The organism is Flavobacterium sp. HTF (genome assembly GCF_003105115.1).
GTDB lineage: Bacteria > Bacteroidota > Bacteroidia > Flavobacteriales > Flavobacteriaceae > Flavobacterium.
The window spans coordinates 58,739-76,717 of record NZ_QETH01000008.1; the positions used below are offsets into that span (position 1 = coordinate 58,739).

The window sequence follows — 17,979 nt, forward strand, 5'->3', positions numbered from 1 at the left end:
ATCGCCAAAAAAGGCTACAATTTATGGCATTTTGGCGAATTGAATTTGGGTAATCTTACCCACTTTTGCATTAGTATTAATTGAAAAATAAAAAACATGAGTTATTGCAATTACATCCCGATGATGAAAGAACCCAGCCGCACACTGCATCAAAATTATCATGATTATCACTATGGTTTTCCTATTCACGATGATAACGAATTATTCGGACGTCTGATTATGGAAATTAATCAGGCGGGTTTGAGCTGGGAAACTATCTTAAAAAAGGAAGCAAGTTTTCGTAAAGCTTACGATAATTTCAACATTAAAATAATAGCAGATTATACCCAGACAGATCGTGAGCGATTATTAAATGATCCCGGAATTATCCGCAATAAGCTTAAAGTAAATGCTGCGATTGAAAATGCCAAAACGATACTTCAATTGCAGGATGAATTTGGCAGTTTTGAAAAATGGCTTGAACACCATCATCCCAAAACAAAAGAAGAATGGGTAAAGTTATTCAGGAAAACTTTCAGGTTTACAGGAGGTGAAATTGTAAATGAATTTCTAATGAGCATTGGTTACCTTAAAGGAGCACATTCTCAAAATTGTAAAATTCACCAGCAAATTTTAGAAACCAACCCAATGTGGTTACAAAGAAGATAAGCATGAATATAAAAACTTTTATCAAGGACTGGATTGAAGCCGGTAATACTTTTGATACTACAAAATACCTGAATTTCTATTTGTTTGATGCCGTTTTAGACGACCCGTCTGTTGGCAGAAAGTTTTTGGGACATGAAGGAATTAAAGACTATTTTAATAGCTATTTTATTGGTTATAATACTTATACAGAAATCATTACCCTGGATATTTCAGACGAGCATGAAGTGTATTTAGAGGTGAAATTTACAGGCGATTTTCCTGAAGGAGAAATTGGAGGAACTTTTGAAATTATTCTTAAAGACAATAAAATCTCCTATTTAAAAGCAGATTTAATTCACTAAAATCAAACAGCAAGATTCTTTCTGAAAGCGTTTGGAGTGACATCGACATTTTTCCTGAAAAATTTAATGAAATGGGAAAGATCCTCAAACCCAAGAGACCATGCAATTTCCATAATATTCTATTCCGTATTCTTCAAAATATAAATGCCTGTTACCCGTAAAAAGGAGCAGGTATTTTTTTATATGCAGTTTTTGCAAATAGTAAGTCAATGTTTTATCTCAGGTTTTCACTATATAAAGTGAAACTTAAAATGATTTCCCTTTATAAAGGGAAATTTTAAACATGCTTACGTGTGTAAGATACTGGTAATCAGTTGTTTATTTGAATGGCACGCAAATTGGCTATTACTAAATGAAAATGAAAATCATTTATAACAATTTAAAAAACACACATCATGAAAATTTTAGTAATTGGCGGAACAGGATTAATCGGAACAAAAGTAGTAAACAAATTACGTGATCAGGGACACACTGTAATATCAGCTGCACCATCTACAGGTATTAATACCATTACTGGTGAAGGACTTGCAGAAGCGGTAACAAATACCGATATCGTAATTGATTTAGCCAACTCACCATCATTTGCAGACAAAGAAGTTTTAGAGTTTTTTGAAACTTCGGGGAGAAATTTATTAGCAGCAGAAATTAATGCAGGCGTAAAACATCATATCGCACTTTCTGTAGTGGGAACAGATCGTTTACAGGAAAGCGGTTATTTCAGGGCCAAACAAGCTCAGGAAAATTTAATCAGAAAAGCGGGGGTTCCTTTTACGATTATTCACTCTACACAATTTATGGAATTCCTTGGCGGAATTGTAGCTTCTGCACACGAAGGCGGAAGTGTAACCATTTCTCCGGCAAAAATTCAACCGATTGCTTCAGAAGATGTTGCTTCTATGGTAGTGGATCTTGCACTCGGAAATCCGGCAAACGGAATTGTTGAAATCGGAGGACCGGAACGTTTTAAACTTTCAGAACTTTTACAAACGTATTTGACCAAAACGAACGATCCGCTTAAAGTTATTTCAGACGAAAGTGCTTTATACTTTGGAGCGCCTCTAAAAGAACTTACTCTGGTTCCTGCAGAAACTGCAAAATTAGGAACGATCACTTTTGAAGAATGGCTTCCTAACCGTCCGCAAAGAGCATAATCAAAATATAAATAGCTTCGATGCCCGTTGAAACGAAGATGACGGGTAGGCAGTTTGTCGAGGCGGTTGTAATGGGCGTGCACTTTCCACCCGTTCGTGTACATTAAAAGTCCTACGTCAGCGCATTTGCGAAAATCTGATCAACAACACGGCAAATCAATGGGCAGCGGTGCAATTTTAACCTTTAAATAAAATAGTATGAACAAGTTAGTATTATCAACAGTAATCACGCCCGACGTACAGGGAGACGAACAATTTTTTGCAAGAAAAGCAAGAGCAAAAGATTTTGACGGACTTATGGATCCTATTATTGGATTTGATCATTTTGAATTAAAACATGATATTTTCGGGCCACATCCTCACGCCGGAATGTCGGCTATCAGTTATGTTTTTGAAGATTCCGCTCCTTATCATAGTGTAGATTCCCGTGGAAACAATATCGTAATTACTCCTGGAAGCTTGCTTTGGACATACGCCGGAAAAGGTGTTGTACATTCAGAATTTCCTGTTCCCGACGGAGCGACTGTTGAAGGCTTACAATTGTTCGTAAATATCCCCGCCAACAAAAAACAAGAAGACCCGAAAAGTGTTTTTATCGACAAATCCCAGATTCCTGAAATACAAGAAGAAGGTGTTCGTGTAAGAGTAGTTTGTGGTGAAACAGGATCTGTAGTAAATAAAATTAAAACTCCGGAGGAACTCACCATGCTGCACATTTTTCTGGAAACAGGAAAAGAATTTTCGCACCAGCTTCCGGCACGATGGTCAGGAACCGTTTTTGTAATTGAAGGTTATTTTGATTTTATGACGAATCAAACCACAATAGAACTCGAAGAAGGAATGGTAATCGCAATGGCAGAATCTGATTTTGATGAGCCGTTAAAGTTTACTGCCATTACAAATTGTCAATTCTTACTGATTTCGGGTAAACCGTTACATGAACAATTATTTTCTAAAGGTGCCATGGTGATGGATTCTGAAGCTGCTTTACTAAATGCAGCTGAAAATTATAAAAATGGAAAAATGGGTTTTATTGAAATGGAAGGCGAGACCAGAAAAATAATCCATCCGGTTATATAAGACCAATTATTTCATGAAACAGCCTGTTACTGAAAATCAATAACTATTAACAATAAAAAAGGAAGCCATGAAAATTATCAATTTTTTAAAGCTACTGGGCCTGTCAAAACCGACAGCTTACAATAACGAAATGGATAGTGAAGAAATTTTTCATCACCATGATTCAACCGACGGAAGCGAATTGCTGGACGAAACACTTCATATGAAAGAACAGCCTTTTGAAGAAGAAGACGAAGATTATGCTTCGATATTTTAAACACAAAACAATTTTATAAATCTTAAATATAATTATTATGCAAGAATTTTTAGTAGTGATCCACAGAGATCTGACAAGCGAAAACCCAGTACCAACTCCGGAACAAATGAAAGAAGCCATTAAACCTTATCAGGAATGGATTGCAGGAATTGCAGCGCAGGATAAATTAGTTGCGCCGCCAAAACGTTGGGACGTAGACGGAAGAGTGATTAAACATACCAAAATGGGAAATCATATTACTTCTGGTCCTTATGGACACGGAAAAGAATCTATAGGAGGTTTATTTCTTATCAGATCTAATAATTATGATGAAGCAGTAAAAATTGCAGAAGCTTGTCCAATTATCCAATACGGGGCAATTGTAGAAGTTCGTATGTCAGTTCCTGTAGCCTAAAGCCTGAAATAAGCATGTATAAAAAGACATACATGCTTATTTTTCAATTAAATCTATTTGTAAATCAGTTTTAAAGTAGCATAAAATGTACACAGGTAAATCATACAAGCTTTTAGAATTTATTGTCTGGACAAGAAAAAGCATTTACTTATTATTGATAATGAGTATAATACCAACGGTTTTACATGAATATTTGGAACTTAAATGGCTCGGAATTTCCTGGACAGTTGTTGCTTTATTAGGAACTGCGACAGCCTTTATAGTGGGGTTTAAAAATACACAAACCTACAACAGAACACTTGAAGCACAGCAAATCTGGACACAAATTTTGAGCACAAGCCGATCCTGGGGTATTATGAGCCGTGATTTTGTTAGTAATCCTGAAAAAACAAAATTACTCATTTATCGTCATATAGCATGGCTAACTGCGTTGCGTTACGAGATGCGATCGTACCGTGTTTGGGAAACAAGCACAAAAAAACATAATTCAGAATATCAGCAATATTATTATATCATACCGGAAAACGAAATTACCCTGAAAGAAGAATTATCTAAATTTCTTTCTCCAATAGAATTAGAACAAATTCTAAAAGCCAGAAACAAAGCCACGCAAATTATGGCAATGCAAAGTAAAACACTAAAAGAACTTTATGATAATCAGGAAATTGTAGTGCTTCAGTTTGTTGATTTTCAGAGAACAATCAAAGATTTTTTTACTCAGCAAAGCAGAAGCGAACAATTGAAAGATTCGCCATATCCAAGACAATATGCCATTATAAATACCTTACTGGTTCAGTTGTTTTGTGTGCTTTTGCCTTTCGGGCTGTTAAAGGAATTTGATAAATTAAACGATAGTATCAGTGGCATCATGCACGGGAATATGGTTTGGTTTGTAATTCCGTTTAGCGTTATTATTTCATGGATGTACACTTCGTTAGGGCAAGTTGGAGAAAGCACCGAAAATCCTTTTGAAGGAAATGCCAATGACGTGCCAATTTCTAAAATCTGTAAAACCATAGAAATTGATCTTCGGGAAATTTTAGCAGAAGATAATCTGCCTGATTTTCCTCAGCCACAACACGATATAATTTTATAAGAATTTCAATTTCAAAACTTCATATAAAAATAAAAACATCTTTTACAAAAGCTTCATCAGCGCACAAACTATTTAATCTCTTAAAATCATGGAAAAGTATAACCACTCTTCACTGGAAAATAACTTTCCGGTCAGCCATTTTTATGGCCAATTTTCAACACAGGAACAGCTTGATACCGAATATGATGTTGAAAAAGCCGTACCCAGTTTTCCGGAATATATTAACGAATTTGTCAGCAGTAGCGCAGGAGCACGCAAAATTCTTAAAGAAAGAACCGTAATAGCGTATGGTGCAACTTTAATGGAAAGACTAACCGTTTATCCTGCTAAAGACGCTGATGCACCGGTTTTAATTTTTATTCATGGCGGTTATTGGAAAATTGGTCTCGGCGATGATTATGATTTTGTAGCATTGGGTGCTGCTAAAGCTAATTTTACTATTGTAATTGTCAATTATGATCTCGCTCCAAAAGTGAGTATCCCCGAAATGGTAAGGCAAATAAGATCCTCTATAGCGTGGACAAGTCAAAATATTTCAGGATTTAACGGAAATCCGGAACGGATATTTGTTGCAGGACATTCAGCCGGAGGACATCTGGCAGCCATGTCGGCCACAACAAACTGGTCAGATTATGGATTACCTCAAAATACTGTTAAAGGGATTTTGGCCGTAAGCGGTCTTTTTGATTTGGATCCGGTTTCGCACACTTTTGTACAACCTGCAGTTCGCATTACCTCAGAGCAAATTCTTTCTTCAAGCCCGATTCGATTAATTGTTTCCAGCGAAATTCCATTAATTATTGCCTGGGGAGAAAAGGAAACAGCGGCTTTTAGAACACAATCTTCAAACTATCTGGAAGCCTGGCAAAAAGCAGGAAATAAAGGCAGTTCACTGATTGTTTCCGGAGCAGATCATTTTAGTATTCTCAGGGAATTTATGACGGAAGACGGATTGCTGACCAAAGCGGTTATTGCTCTTTCTAAATAAGAATTTAATGCAAACCATTTAAATAATATATTATGAAAAAATCATGGCCAATACTTTCTTATGAAAAAGGCAAACCAACGTACGAAACACTACAGTTGTGGACACAGATTCTCGGAAAAATTAAATTAGCAACATTGCCCTGGGCAAACCATTCCTGGAACAGTACACTTCATATTACGCCAACAGGATTAAGTACACAGAATATTCCTTACGCTAATAAAGATTTTCAGATTGATCTTGATTTGTTGTCTCACCAATTGCGAATCGTCACCAGTTTAGGAGAAATTAAAAATTTTGATTTGCACCATTTGAATGTGGCGGATTTTTATAAACTCATTTTTGAAAAGTTAAATGAGCTTGAAATAAAAATTGAAATTATGACAACACCTTCTGAAATCGAAAACCCAATTCCGTTTGAGCTTGACACGGTTCATAAAACATATGACAATTCTCAGGCTGAAAAATTTCATGAAGCATTGTCTTCCATACAAGATGTTTTTATGGTTTTTAGAAGAGATTTTATAGGTAAATCCAGCCCAATACACTTTTTTTGGGGCGGATTTGATTTATCACTGGCTTTTTTCTCTGGTCAAAAAGCACCAAAACATCCCGGAAAAATTCCAGGATTACCAGATTGGGTACTGCAGGATGCGTTTAGCCATGAAGTGAGTGATTTTGGTTTCTGGACCGGTACAGAAATTTATCCTGAAGCTGCTTTTTATTGTTATTTATATCCTGAACCGTCTGGATATAAAAATATAAAAGTGATGCCCGAAGAAGCATTTTATAATGAAACTTTAGGACAATTTATTCTTCCTTATACTGCAGTTCAAAATGCTGAAAATCCGGAAGCCATGTTATTGGAGTTTTTAAGAAGCACTTATACATTAGGAACCCAGCTTGCCAACTGGGAAACTGATTTATGGGAAGAGAACAGGAATTTTAAAAAGGCAATACTTTAATACGATAGCTAAATTAATTTTAAATACCTGGTGGTTTTTCCCTGAATACTATTAGAAAGCAACGAACTTTTCTAACTTTAACTCAGGAAAAACCACCTTAACTTTTTGTGGCAAAAAAAGATAGCATCTCCAAAAGTTTATAGTGATAAAAATACCGCAACTGACTACTATTACATATTTTTGTCATGCATGAATTAGCTTCTTAATATTACACGATGAACAATAGATTTTCTGACAGCAGCCAAATTGGGATAGTATCTACTTTCTCTGAGCTTGTACATACCGATTTCAAGGGAGAAATGAATGCACTATGCTGGTACAGAGATTTGGATGGTGATTTTAAAGAGATTATAGACCGGTTATCTTTAAAAGAAAATATTACGGAAGTTTATCCTGAAGATCTAATCGCACTCCAACTATCAGAAAAGGGGAATATAGCAAGGGAGATAATCTTAAATGATTTACAATTATTAGCTGATTTTGGAGCTTCACCTTCTCTTAATTTACTGAAATGTTATGAACGTGATGATGAATTTGATTTCATATCGACTGATGTGTATTCGTTTCATGTTGATCGTTCGCCTATTGCAACCGATACTTTTTTATGTACCTATCATGGAGCGGCAAGTGATATTGTTTCTAATTCGCAGGCAGAACAAAAAATTCTGATTCCGGAAATCCGAACAAAGCTAAAAGAATTGTTTGATGGGCCATCGGAAGAATTTGATGATTTTTTGAAGGAAAATTATTTTGATTTGCACTATCAGGTACAAGCGAATGCAAAGCCTGTTAATTTGGGGTTGGGACATCTTTGGCGGCTGGCCGTAGATCATCCAAAACAGCAAGTGCTGCCCTGTATTCATAGAGCACCTGTAGAAAATGAAGGGGAATATCGGTTGTTGTTGATTTGTTAAGAAAATTGATTATCCTATAATTTTCTCTCTATGCAGATATCCCCAATTTTTTAAAGCAGCTATTACACTATAAAGGCTTGAAGTATGTTCCGTTGCTGTGTATTCAACCATAGGAGGGAAGGTCTCATGAACAGTGCGCTTAACAAGTTGGTTGGTTTCCAGATCCTTGAGTTCCTTGGAAAGCATTTTGTCACTGATTCCGACAACCTCCTTTGAGATTTCTTTAAATCTTTTGCTTCCATCTAACAAGCAAATTAAAATCTGAAGTTTCCAACGGCCACTTAAAACCTCCAAGGCATCCTTTACCGCCATCAGATCATTTTTGCTGCAGTCCTGATCCATTTGTACTTTATCTTTTGGGTCTGTTTTCATATTTAAATCTTTTACTAACCAAACAGTAAGCGCTAACTAAAAGTATAGTACTTACTACCGGTTAGTAAATATAATTAAGTTTGTTGAATATATATTAAACTTAAAAAAAATGGAAAGAATTCTTCTTTACGGAGCAACAGGCAGGACAGGAAAATTGGTTTTGAAATATGCATTGGAGCAAGGTTATGAGGTAACGGCGCTGGCAAGAAATCCGGATAAAATAAATTTAAAATCTGACAGACTGAAAATTATAAAAGGCTCACCTGAGGATCCTGAGGATGTGAGATCGGCCATACAGGATTGCAAAGTCGTTATCAGTACGCTCAGTGCATTTGCCGAAAGTGAAGTTCTTTCTCTAAAAAAAGTTCAGACCCGTAATACTCTTGAAAAAGCGATTAGTAACTCAATAATTTCGATGAAAGAACAGCATATTAAAAAAATTATATCGTTGTCTTCTATCGGAGCAGGGAGTTCTTATAAATATGCTCCCTGGTATATGAAACTAATGATTAAAATTTCAAATTTTAAATTCGTTTTTGCAGATCATAATGCACAGGAGCGCCTTCTGATGAATTCAGGTTTAGATTGGATAATTGTAAGACCTGTAGCTTTAAATGACAAAACAGAGATAAAGGATTGGGCCGTTACTTATAACAATACACCTTCTCCTTTTAAAATCAGTCGAAATACCGTTGCAAAATTCATCATTGATTCTGTGCAGAGCAATGAATTTGTTTATAAAGCTCCAATTCTTTCAGAAAAAAAATAAATTCAGCATAAAAACGCGATGTCTGGAAATTAAGAAGCGACATTATTATGTCGCTTCTACTTTGAGTGAGAAAGGAATACTTGTACTCATTAATTTTCCATTCTTTTTAGACGATTTATTATTTTTTTCCAGGATATGGAACACTAAAATCATATGTTCCTGAACCAACCTTAACTACAATATTGCTGTCTTTCAGACTTACAATCTCAATTTCTTTAATTGCGGATAAAGGTTTTCCACTTTCTGTTATACCTTCTAATGAAGTCGCAGGAATATGGATTAAAGCTGTAGTATTTGATGGTATCTCTGTTTTTAAATTTAATATGTGGCCATTTATTTTCCAGTGTGAAGAAAGTTTGCCATAAGGCGTTTTGTAATCAGCAGAAACATGGCTAAAGTCGCCTCCTATATGTGGGTTAATGCTTATTTTTTTATATCCTGCGCCGTCGCCTTCCACATCAAGCCCGCCTACAATTCTGTACATCCAGTCACCTATAGCACCGTACGCATAATGGTTGAAAGAATTCATATCGGCATTCTCAAAGCTGCCATCCGGTTTAATCCCGTCCCAGCGTTCCCAAATAGTTGTTGCGCCTTGTGTAACAGGGTAGAGCCAGGAAGGATATGTTTTTTGCAACAACAATTCGTATGCTAAATCCGTATAATTAAACCGGCTTAGTACATGGCACAAATAGGGTGTGCCTAAAAAACCTGTTGTTAGATGAGTGTTATATCTTCGAATATTAGCTGCAAGCCTGTCAGCTGCCTGTTGGCGAAGATTTTCAGGCAACATATCAAAATGCAGTGCCAGCACATAGGAAGTTTGAGTATCAGATACGTTACCGCCATTAGCAGTTGTGTATTCATTTAAAAAGGCATCTTTTATTTCTTGAAGCAATGCTTTATATTCTGTTATATCATTAGTTTTGCCCAGTACTTCTGCTGTATTGATAAGTAACTGTACAGAATGGGCATAAAAACATTGCGCGATAAGATACTTGTTTGTAATAGCAGAATCTCCAAAAAGATCATCCTGAACATTATAGAACAACCAGTCGCCAAAATGTCTGCCCTGATTCCAAAGATTATTTTTGCTTTGCGACTTCATATAATTTACCCAGCCCTTCATGCTTTGATACTGCGTTTCAAGTATACGCTTGTCTCCATAAGCGACATACATATCCCAGGGAATTATTGTTGCAGCATCACCCCAGCCGGTGCTGCCTCTTTCAAAATCAGCCAGGACGTTTGGCACAACGTGTGTTACACTTCCATCAGGAAATTGGTCTGCTTCCAGATCCTTCAGCCACTTGACAAAAAAATTATTAGTACCTCTTAAGAAAGAGGCAGTGCGAAAAAATACCTGGGCATCTCCAGTCCAGCCAAGACGTTCATCACGCTGTGGGCAGTCAGTTGGTACATCAATAAAATTACCTTTAAGACCCCATTCGATATTGTGCTGCAATTGATTGATAAGTTCATTGCTGGTAGTGAAGTTTCCTGTTTTTTCCATATCAGAATACAATGCACAAGCTTCAAAATCTTCCGGTTTAAGTTCACCCGGATATCCTTCGATTTTTACATAACGAAAGCCGTGCCATGTAAAATGTGGCTCAAAAATTTCCTGTTCTCCTCCTTTTAAAATATAAGTATCCTGTGCCTTTGCAGACCGCAGGTTTTCTGTATAAAAATTACCATCCTTATCTAATACTTCAGCATGGGACAACGTCACTTTTTGTCCTGCAGTACCTTTAACTTTAACGGTTACCCAGCCTACAAGATTTTGACCAAAGTCTAATATCTGTTCTCCTTTAGGAGTAGTGAAAATCTTTTTAGGAATAAATTTTTCGTGTTTGGTAACAGGTTCATTGTAAGTACCTATTAATGTATTTTTAGGAAAAGACTGTTTTATAACTCCAGTCCAGTCCTGATCATTAAACCCCGGCATTGCCCAGCCAGTTTTTTCAAGGCGTGCATCTATAGTCTCGCCCGCATATATATTGGAACTGCGTACAGCACCTGTTGACGATTTCCAGCTGCCGTCTGAGCTTATTGTTTCGGTACTGCCATCTGTATAGGTAATATTTAACTGAAAAAGAAGACTTATGTCGGTGCCGTAAATGTTCTTGGTATTTCCAAACGAAAAATAACCACGGTACCATCCATTACCAAGCATTACCGCTATGGCATTATTACCGGTTTTAAACATATTACTAACATCATATACCTGATATTGAAGACGCTTTTTATAACTTGTCCAGCCCGGAGTAAAGTATTTATCCCCAACTTTTTTTCCATTTATTTGTGCTTCATAAAGCCCGTGTGCCGTAATATAAGCTGTTGCTGATTTTACTTTCTTACCCACAATAAACTCTTTTCTTAAGAGTGGAGAAGCCCGCTCACTGTCTTCTTCATAGCCTGGTGATATCCACTGCGCCACCCAGTCGTCTTCTTTCAATAAGCCCATCTGCCAGTAAGAAGTACTGCTCCAGGTTGTTGTTTTGCCTTTGTTATCCCACACTCGTACCTGCCAATAATATCGTTTTCCTGATTCTAAGGACTTGCCGCCATAAGGGATATGCAGGGATTCGCCGGATACAACTTTGCCAGTTGTCCATAATACATTCTTATTAAATCCAGTTTCACTTTCTGCAACCTTTATTTCATATGCGAGTTGCATTGTGTTACGTTGTCTGGATACTAATTGCCAGCTAAAATGCGGCTTTGGATTGTCAATACCCAATGGATTTGTAAGACCTTCTGTAGTAAAACTGGTTACCTGTGTCTGTGCTTTTACCGTAACTATTTGTAGAAAAAGGCAAAGAAATATTATTTTTTTAATCATATAGATTGATTTTAATTATTTTAAAAATTAGATAAAGCCAATTTGAAATGCACTTTAAAAATTGCTTATGATTTTTCAGTTTTTCAAGAATCGCTTTATTTAACCGGAATTACTTGTTTCATCTTTATACAAAATAAAATAAGATAGCCTTTACCTGTATGTACATATTGTGTTATTTTTCAACGAATCATCTCAAAATCGATTTATTTATACTGAAAACTGGCGATGGAGACTTAGTTTAGCCTTTTAAAAGAATTTCGTCATTTTAATAATATTTCTTTTTTTACTGTTCCAACAAAAGCTGTAATAATAATGCGAATGCTTAAGCATACAGGTTTTACAGTGTTTACTTTTTTAGGTTAAAAGAAATATCAATTTAATCCTCGTTTAGGTTACAAAATTCCACATTACGACTAAAATTTTGAAACAGGGATTTGTGAATTTTGTCATATTAATTCAAGCAAATAATTTATTATGACGAATGTAAACACAAACGAACCAAAAATATGGTTTATAACGGGTAGTTCAAGAGGTTTTGGAAGAGTATGGACAGAAGCTGCATTAGAACGAGGTGATAAAGTAGCCGCTACTGCACGAAATGTTGACAGCATTTCAGATTTCAAAGATAAATACGGTGACAATGTTTTAATTCTGCCTTTAGATGTTACGCAGCCTGAGCAGGTTGAGAATGCCGTAAAAACGGCACATGAGTATTTCGGAAGACTGGATATTGTGATCAACAACGCAGGTTATTCATTGGTAGGAACAGTTGAAGAAGCCAAAGCTGATGAAATTCGTGCTATGTACGAAACAAATGTATTAGGCCCGGTTTCTGTTATCCAGGCAGTGCTGCCGATCTTGCGTCAACAGGGTTTTGGACATATTTTAGGAACTTCAAGCAGTTTAGGACATTATGTAGTTCCTTTAATTGGATATTACTGCTCTTCTAAATGGGCATTTGAAGCCATCTATGAAAGTTTAGCTATTGAAGTTAAATCTTTTGGTATCAATGTTACCATTATTGAGCCGGGAGCTTACGCAACAGAATTTGGAAGCGAAAATTCACTCAAGTTTTCAGAAAATTTTCCTCAATATGAACCATTAAGAAGCATGGTTTTCGAAAACATGAGCAAGCTGGAAAGAGGAAATCCGGATGCTACAGCTAAAGCTATTCTGCAGTTAGTTGATAGCGAACAGCCGCCATTGAGAATGTTTTTAGGTAGTAATAACCTGAACGAAATCCGCCAGACTTATTCAGATCGTATCAAAGTCTGGGAAGAATGGCAGGATGTAGCAATAGCGGCACAAAGCTAAATAAAGTTAAATTTGAGCAACAGATAGATTCTGTTGCTTTTTTATTTTCTTAATTTGTAATATCAAAAATAATATCATGGCGAAAAAAAATAGTACTCCACGTAAGTTCGCATCCCTTGCAGAAGGCTTAAAAGCTTTTGGTGGACCGCCTCCGCAGCATCCTTTGATTACAGTTCTGAATGGTATAGATTCAACGCTGGCTTTTGTTCCGCCATCGGAAAGCCATATTTTAAGTTATTACAAAATAGCCTTCCGCCCCAATATAGGAGGTTTGCTTCGTTATGGGCAAACCCATTTTGATTATAATGAAGGAGGTCTTTTTTTTGCAGCGCCTAATCAGATTTTGGCTCAAAATGAAAACGAATCAAGAGAACCCGGATGCAGTGGAAGGGAAGCAGCAATTTTGATACATCCTGACTTTTTGCTGAATTCTCCTTTGGCTGCAAAAATCAGGAAATATGAATTCTTTTCTTATTCGGTTAACGAAGCACTGCATTTGTCTGAAAAGGAAAAAGAAATTATTTTAAGCCTTTTAAGAAACATCGAAGAGGAACTAACAAACAGAATAGATGAACTGAGCCAGGATGTAGTTTTAGCCCAAATTGAGTTATTATTGAATTATGCACAGCGATTTTATAAGCGTCAGTTTATTACCCGTAAAACTATAAACAATACTTTGCTGCAGAAATTTGAGCAGTTATTGAATGACCATTTTGATGATGAAAAAAAATTGAATCAGGGAATTCCAACAGTGCAAAATCTGGCGGATAGTTTGGCTATAACTTCTGGTTATCTCAGTGATATGCTGCGAACTTTGACAGGACAAAATGCGCAACAGCATATTCATGACAAATTGATCGAAAAAGCGAAAGAAAAACTTTCCAATACTGATTTATCCGTTTCGGAAATTGCTTATGAATTGGGCTTTGAGCATCTTCAGAGTTTTAGTAAATTGTTTAGAAACAAGACAAACGAGACACCTTTAAAATTTAGGGCAAGGTTTAATTAAAAAAGTATAGGACTTTTAATATTCAAAGCCAAATTCCACAACACTTACAAATACTATATTTCTGTTTTTTTAAATATCCGGGTAGCAAGATTTTACCACAAGATTTTAAAACATTTTTTACAGAGACTGAAAATTGACTTAAATGAAAAAACCTGCGAATCTTTCGATTTGCAGGTTTCATTTTTTTAATGGGGGAGTGCGGGTTTAAATTAAAAACCAACTTTAGTATAAATTATATTGGTCTTTTGTAGACTGTTACATCATCTACCCACATCATTACAGTTGAAAATAGATTGATTTTATTAGGGTCAATAAAATTAGAATCTTTTGATCCAACATTCAGATTAAATATAATCGAGTGTGGTCCAAAATTATTTAAGTTAAGATTGCCTGCACTACCGTTGGTATACGTTGCAACTGTTACATTATCAACTTTTATAGTTACTGTTACAACATTGTTTTTCATTTTCCAAAAAGATTCATATAGATGCCATCCGCCATTTCCATTAATATCAAAATTACCCGGATAGTTTCTTTCGGCAGAGTTTCCTAATAAATTTGCTCCGGAAGAAGTTCCATAAAAAAGATTTGAAGTAAAACGACTTGCATTTGGGGCAAAAGAATAACCTTCCATGATATCTGTTTCTCCTTTGGTTGGCCAGCCGTTTTGTTGCACAGACCAGAAGGCAGGCCAGGCACCGTATGTTTCAGTGAAAGACTTGTAAGTTCCTCCATCCATCGCGATTAATTTAATATTGGCAGAAAGCATATACTCTGTATTGTTTTCAGGCTTATATTGATAATTAGAAGAGATGAACCCGGATTGATATTTGTACGTGCTCAATTTTGTAGTCTTAATTTCCAGACATTGTTTTCCATCTCTCCACTGTGTTGTAGGTACTGAACTGTAATAGTCACAATACCATGAATTATAATCTGCTCGTTGTTCCTTTGTCCATTGTGACAAATTTGAACCTACATCAAATGTATCTTCAAATTGTTTGACCCATGGAGCGCCGGCTACTTTGCTTGTACTGTTTTTTGTACCTGCACTTGCTGATGGGTCTTTTGCAGTCGGACTTGCGTCTTCTGCGCAGGATGCAAACCCTAAACTTAATACACATGTCACTGTTAATGCTAACAAATTTAATTTTTTCATAATTTAATTTTTTGGTTTATTAATAGTTGAAGTAAAGTATTATAGTTTTAAAAAAAATTAATCTAAGCCTTCCAGAAAGCCAGTATGAGAGCTTTTAATTGCAAAATTTGAATCGTACAGTAAAGGCCAGTCATTTCCCGGGTGGTTAAGTTCCGTACTAAACGGAATCCAGGATTCATTGTCTTTCATTCCCCAAACGGTTAAGGCATATTTATTTGCTGCCGGAAGTGCATTATATATTTTAACGATCTCTTTGTACTTTTCTTTTTGAGCCAGTCTTCTTTCATTTGTAAAAGTTGAGATGTCATTAGACTGATTGACTTGTATGTCCAATTCCGAAACATGAATTTTCAGACCTTTTGCTACAGCTTTGTTCAGGTCGGTTTCGATTTGGGCTTTTGTTGGGCTTAAATAATTATTATGCATTTGAAAACCAATACCATCAATAAGATTGCTCGCTTTTAAATCATCGACAATGCTAAAAACTTTATCTTGTTTTGGAATATTAGTTGAAGTTGCATAGTCATTATAAAATAATAATAAAGAGTTGTCTCCAGCTGCGATTGCTGCATTTTGTGCCCATTGAAAACAATTTTTCACATAGTCCGGACCCATTCGTTGCAGAAAAATAGTATTCCTCATATTTCCGCCATTATCATCTACAGCTTCGTTAACTACATCCCAGGATTTTACTTTTCCTGCATAATGGGTAACCACATCTGTAATGTATTTTTTTACTTCTGCTGCAAATTCGGCATCAGTACCGGAAAAATCTTTTAACCATTGCGGTACAGAATTATGCCATACTAAAGCATGACCGTGAACATTGATGCCATTGGAGTTTCCGTAAGCGACAATTTTGTCAGCCACAGTCCAGTTGTAAACACCGCTTGCGGTAGAAATTTGATCCATTTTCATTTCGTATTCGGCAGAAATACTGCTAAATTCATTTCTTAAAATAACATCATAAGGACTTCCGTTGGTTAATTGCGAAGCTTTTATTGCCATACCTACAAAAAATGGATGTGCCAGTTTATTTGCTTTTACTTTTAAGAATGTAGGATCTTCAGGAATGTTGCTGGAACCTGTTGTTACAACACTAATAACATTTGAATAACCCGAAGTCTCTGTTTCATTTTTTGCTCTAACCCGGTAATAATATTGTGTTCCTCCGGTTAAACCTAATACAACTTCGTTTAAATCAATAACTTCTTTTGCATTGTAATTTGGGACAAAAGTGGAAAAAGTTTCAGTTGTTGAAACATCCAAAAGATAACTTTTTGCATGGGAAACATAATTCCATTTTGCTCTAAAACCAGCGTCGTTTACGTCTTTTGGTGCGTTTGCAACAGGCGTTTCTAAGTTGTTAGCTGCTATATTGTCTTCTTTTGAACAAGAATTCAAAAAAAAGACCATACCAGTCAGCATTATTAAAAATTTAATTTTCATACTGTTTTTTATTATAGAATATCCTTTTATGATGGTGAATATTCTTATTTGTAGTTTCTGTTTTTTTGTAAAAGAGGCTGTTTTTGGTCACAGCCTCTTTTTTAAGTTTAAATCCAAAACCAATCAGTTATTGGTAGCGAATTTTAATATTATCATATTTTATTACACTTGGATTAGGAGTATCATTTTGAATAACGCCAATTTTGATTTCATTTATTTTAGAAACATCCAATGTAATTGCTGTATTTGCCCCATAGCCATAATCGTCTTTAAAATCGGCTATTGAAATTGTTTTGGTCGTCCAGTTTACATCGGTGACTTTAAAATTATAGGCAAAGTTTTTACCATCAATAGTATTTAACTGAATGGCAAACTGCGCGCCTGTAACATTCGCACTTATATCAATATCTATATAAGCTTTTTTAGCATCTGCATTAGTTGCGTTTAAGAAACTGCTTCCTCCTCCGGCGCTGCTTCCGTTGTAACCATTCGAAGTCGAACCAGACCAGGTAAATGTTGCATAATTACCAGTTGGTCCACCGGCAGTATTTGGATCAAAAGAAGCAACATCACCATACGAGAACCAATCTTTTCTTACGCCGTTACCGTCAAAGTCAGACACAAGAACGATTGTGGCAAAATCGATTGTTTTTTTTGCTGTACCTCCCGGGGTAGTAACTGCCAACTCTGATCCTGAAACTGCATCTGAAGGTAAGCCAATGATAATGGAAGAAGATGATTTCAGCGTATAACTTACTGCTTTTCCTCCTAAGGTTACCGATGAAATATTATAAAACCAGGTTCCTTCAATCTCCAATGGAAATCCCGGAGTTGCTATTGCCGGAATTGTTTTAGTAATGGTTGGAACAGGCTGTAAAATTTCGATATTTTTAGTTACTGTTCCGGATGCTGTTGTAAACGTAATTGGCTGTACACCAAATCTGCTTCCTAGTTTTTCATCAAAAGGAATAGTGAAAATAAACGCTTTATCTGAATTATAATTTGGATTGAAACTGATGTTGATTTTGTTGTCCAGTGTTATTTTCGTTAATCCCTTTAGACCTTCACCTTCAACTCTGACTTTATTTAATGGAAAAGCCTGATTCAGTAAATCGCCGGGTTCAGCAACCATAGCCTCTACGTTTGCAGTAACCGCATCATCATTATCGCAAGCTGTAAATAAAGCCAGCGCGAAAAGAATTAGAATTCTATATTTTATTTTATTGATCATA

General features: G+C 36.0%; 19 protein-coding genes. 13 read left to right on the forward strand and 6 right to left on the reverse strand.

The annotated features are described in order from the left end of the window. The first annotated feature begins 96 nt into the window (after nt 1–96). Complete coding sequence (locus DCO46_RS04060; RefSeq protein ID WP_116751299.1) at nt 97–648, forward strand: DNA-3-methyladenine glycosylase I; 552 nt, start codon at nt 97–99, stop codon at nt 646–648. A gap of 2 nt (nt 649–650) precedes the next feature. Then, nucleotides 651–989 carry a nuclear transport factor 2 family protein gene (locus DCO46_RS04065; RefSeq protein ID WP_116751300.1) on the forward strand — a complete coding sequence of 113 codons (339 nt, stop codon included), beginning with the start codon at nt 651–653 and terminating at the stop codon, nt 987–989. Between the two features lie 2 nt (nt 990–991). On the opposite strand, the gene DCO46_RS23325 is transcribed toward DCO46_RS04065, so the two are convergent. After that, complete coding sequence (locus DCO46_RS23325; protein ID WP_116751301.1) at nt 992–1,102, reverse strand: helix-turn-helix domain-containing protein; 111 nt, start codon at nt 1,100–1,102, stop codon at nt 992–994. 282 nt (nt 1,103–1,384) lie between these two features. Between DCO46_RS23325 and DCO46_RS04075 the strand changes: the two genes are divergently transcribed. The 8 genes from DCO46_RS04075 (at nt 1,385) to DCO46_RS04110 (ending at nt 7,830) form a co-directional block, all read left to right on the forward strand. Then, nucleotides 1,385–2,140, forward strand: a complete 756-nt coding sequence (locus DCO46_RS04075; protein WP_116751302.1) for an SDR family oxidoreductase — start codon at nt 1,385–1,387, stop codon at nt 2,138–2,140. 198 nt (nt 2,141–2,338) lie between these two features. Next, nucleotides 2,339–3,220 (forward strand): pirin family protein, encoded by an 882-nt coding sequence (locus tag DCO46_RS04080; RefSeq protein ID WP_116751303.1) that lies wholly within the window; start codon nt 2,339–2,341, stop codon nt 3,218–3,220. Between the two features lie 67 nt (nt 3,221–3,287). Next, nucleotides 3,288–3,476, forward strand: a complete 189-nt coding sequence (locus DCO46_RS04085; protein ID WP_116751304.1) for a hypothetical protein — start codon at nt 3,288–3,290, stop codon at nt 3,474–3,476. A 37-nt stretch (nt 3,477–3,513) separates the two neighbouring features. Continuing rightward, nucleotides 3,514–3,870, forward strand: coding sequence for a YciI family protein (locus DCO46_RS04090; RefSeq protein ID WP_116751305.1), 357 nt, complete (start codon nt 3,514–3,516; stop codon nt 3,868–3,870). A gap of 85 nt (nt 3,871–3,955) precedes the next feature. Then, a complete protein-coding gene (locus DCO46_RS04095; protein ID WP_116751306.1) occupies nt 3,956–4,966 on the forward strand; it encodes a bestrophin family protein in 1,011 nt (336 codons plus the stop codon). An 88-nt stretch (nt 4,967–5,054) separates the two neighbouring features. Continuing rightward, on the forward strand, nt 5,055–5,954 hold the full coding sequence (locus tag DCO46_RS04100; protein WP_116751307.1) for an alpha/beta hydrolase: 900 nt from the start codon (nt 5,055–5,057) through the stop codon (nt 5,952–5,954). A 32-nt stretch (nt 5,955–5,986) separates the two neighbouring features. Beyond that, nucleotides 5,987–6,916: a DUF5996 family protein gene (locus tag DCO46_RS04105; RefSeq protein WP_116751308.1), complete on the forward strand. Its 930-nt coding sequence runs from the start codon at nt 5,987–5,989 to the stop codon at nt 6,914–6,916. A gap of 215 nt (nt 6,917–7,131) precedes the next feature. After that, the gene (locus DCO46_RS04110; protein ID WP_116751309.1) at nt 7,132–7,830 is read left to right on the forward strand and encodes a DUF1826 domain-containing protein; all 699 of its coding nucleotides are present in this window, start codon (nt 7,132–7,134) and stop codon (nt 7,828–7,830) included. Between the two features lie 9 nt (nt 7,831–7,839). Here DCO46_RS04110 and DCO46_RS04115 read toward each other — a convergent pair whose 3' ends face one another. Next, nucleotides 7,840–8,202, reverse strand: coding sequence for a winged helix-turn-helix transcriptional regulator (locus tag DCO46_RS04115; protein ID WP_116751310.1), 363 nt, complete (start codon nt 8,200–8,202; stop codon nt 7,840–7,842). A gap of 109 nt (nt 8,203–8,311) precedes the next feature. Here DCO46_RS04115 and DCO46_RS04120 point away from each other — a divergent pair, with 109 nt between their 5' ends. After that, the gene (locus tag DCO46_RS04120) at nt 8,312–8,971 is read left to right on the forward strand and encodes an NAD(P)-dependent oxidoreductase (protein ID WP_116751311.1); all 660 of its coding nucleotides are present in this window, start codon (nt 8,312–8,314) and stop codon (nt 8,969–8,971) included. Between the two features lie 118 nt (nt 8,972–9,089). Here the strand turns inward: DCO46_RS04120 and DCO46_RS04125 are convergent, their stop codons facing one another. Beyond that, nucleotides 9,090–11,816 (reverse strand): alpha-L-rhamnosidase, encoded by a 2,727-nt coding sequence (locus DCO46_RS04125; protein WP_116751312.1) that lies wholly within the window; start codon nt 11,814–11,816, stop codon nt 9,090–9,092. A gap of 474 nt (nt 11,817–12,290) precedes the next feature. Here DCO46_RS04125 and DCO46_RS04130 point away from each other — a divergent pair, with 474 nt between their 5' ends. Both DCO46_RS04130 and DCO46_RS04135 read left to right on the forward strand, forming a co-directional pair. After that, nucleotides 12,291–13,130 (forward strand): SDR family NAD(P)-dependent oxidoreductase, encoded by an 840-nt coding sequence (locus tag DCO46_RS04130; protein ID WP_116751313.1) that lies wholly within the window; start codon nt 12,291–12,293, stop codon nt 13,128–13,130. A 76-nt stretch (nt 13,131–13,206) separates the two neighbouring features. Next, the gene (locus DCO46_RS04135) at nt 13,207–14,139 is read left to right on the forward strand and encodes a helix-turn-helix domain-containing protein (RefSeq protein WP_116751314.1); all 933 of its coding nucleotides are present in this window, start codon (nt 13,207–13,209) and stop codon (nt 14,137–14,139) included. A 232-nt stretch (nt 14,140–14,371) separates the two neighbouring features. Here DCO46_RS04135 and DCO46_RS04140 read toward each other — a convergent pair whose 3' ends face one another. The 3 genes from DCO46_RS04140 to DCO46_RS04150 form a co-directional block, all read right to left on the reverse strand. Continuing rightward, the gene (locus tag DCO46_RS04140) at nt 14,372–15,298 is read right to left on the reverse strand and encodes a family 16 glycosylhydrolase (RefSeq protein ID WP_116751315.1); all 927 of its coding nucleotides are present in this window, start codon (nt 15,296–15,298) and stop codon (nt 14,372–14,374) included. Nucleotides 15,299–15,355: 57 nt separating this feature from the next. Beyond that, nucleotides 15,356–16,747 (reverse strand): endo-1,4-beta-xylanase, encoded by a 1,392-nt coding sequence (locus tag DCO46_RS04145; RefSeq protein ID WP_116751316.1) that lies wholly within the window; start codon nt 16,745–16,747, stop codon nt 15,356–15,358. A gap of 127 nt (nt 16,748–16,874) precedes the next feature. Further along, nucleotides 16,875–17,978, reverse strand: a complete 1,104-nt coding sequence (locus DCO46_RS04150; protein ID WP_116751317.1) for a hypothetical protein — start codon at nt 17,976–17,978, stop codon at nt 16,875–16,877. Between the last annotated feature and the right edge of the window lies 1 nt (nt 17,979).

Coding starts and splice junctions, on each gene's coding strand:
- DCO46_RS04115 (WP_116751310.1), bottom strand. CDS start 8,202: ATGAAAACAGACCCAAAAGATAAAGTACAAATGGATCAGGACTGCAGC.
- DCO46_RS04060 (WP_116751299.1), top strand. CDS start 97: ATGAGTTATTGCAATTACATCCCGATGATGAAAGAACCCAGCCGCACA.
- DCO46_RS04065 (WP_116751300.1), top strand. CDS start 651: ATGAATATAAAAACTTTTATCAAGGACTGGATTGAAGCCGGTAATACT.
- DCO46_RS04120 (WP_116751311.1), top strand. CDS start 8,312: ATGGAAAGAATTCTTCTTTACGGAGCAACAGGCAGGACAGGAAAATTG.
- DCO46_RS04140 (WP_116751315.1), bottom strand. CDS start 15,298: ATGAAAAAATTAAATTTGTTAGCATTAACAGTGACATGTGTATTAAGT.
- DCO46_RS04080 (WP_116751303.1), top strand. CDS start 2,339: ATGAACAAGTTAGTATTATCAACAGTAATCACGCCCGACGTACAGGGA.
- DCO46_RS04125 (WP_116751312.1), bottom strand. CDS start 11,816: ATGATTAAAAAAATAATATTTCTTTGCCTTTTTCTACAAATAGTTACG.
- DCO46_RS04135 (WP_116751314.1), top strand. CDS start 13,207: ATGGCGAAAAAAAATAGTACTCCACGTAAGTTCGCATCCCTTGCAGAA.
- DCO46_RS04105 (WP_116751308.1), top strand. CDS start 5,987: ATGAAAAAATCATGGCCAATACTTTCTTATGAAAAAGGCAAACCAACG.
- DCO46_RS04075 (WP_116751302.1), top strand. CDS start 1,385: ATGAAAATTTTAGTAATTGGCGGAACAGGATTAATCGGAACAAAAGTA.
- DCO46_RS04150 (WP_116751317.1), bottom strand. CDS start 17,978: ATGATCAATAAAATAAAATATAGAATTCTAATTCTTTTCGCGCTGGCT.
- DCO46_RS04095 (WP_116751306.1), top strand. CDS start 3,956: ATGTACACAGGTAAATCATACAAGCTTTTAGAATTTATTGTCTGGACA.
- DCO46_RS04130 (WP_116751313.1), top strand. CDS start 12,291: ATGACGAATGTAAACACAAACGAACCAAAAATATGGTTTATAACGGGT.
- DCO46_RS23325 (WP_116751301.1), bottom strand. CDS start 1,102: ATGGAAATTGCATGGTCTCTTGGGTTTGAGGATCTTTCCCATTTCATT.
- DCO46_RS04100 (WP_116751307.1), top strand. CDS start 5,055: ATGGAAAAGTATAACCACTCTTCACTGGAAAATAACTTTCCGGTCAGC.
- DCO46_RS04090 (WP_116751305.1), top strand. CDS start 3,514: ATGCAAGAATTTTTAGTAGTGATCCACAGAGATCTGACAAGCGAAAAC.
- DCO46_RS04110 (WP_116751309.1), top strand. CDS start 7,132: ATGAACAATAGATTTTCTGACAGCAGCCAAATTGGGATAGTATCTACT.
- DCO46_RS04145 (WP_116751316.1), bottom strand. CDS start 16,747: ATGAAAATTAAATTTTTAATAATGCTGACTGGTATGGTCTTTTTTTTG.
- DCO46_RS04085 (WP_116751304.1), top strand. CDS start 3,288: ATGAAAATTATCAATTTTTTAAAGCTACTGGGCCTGTCAAAACCGACA.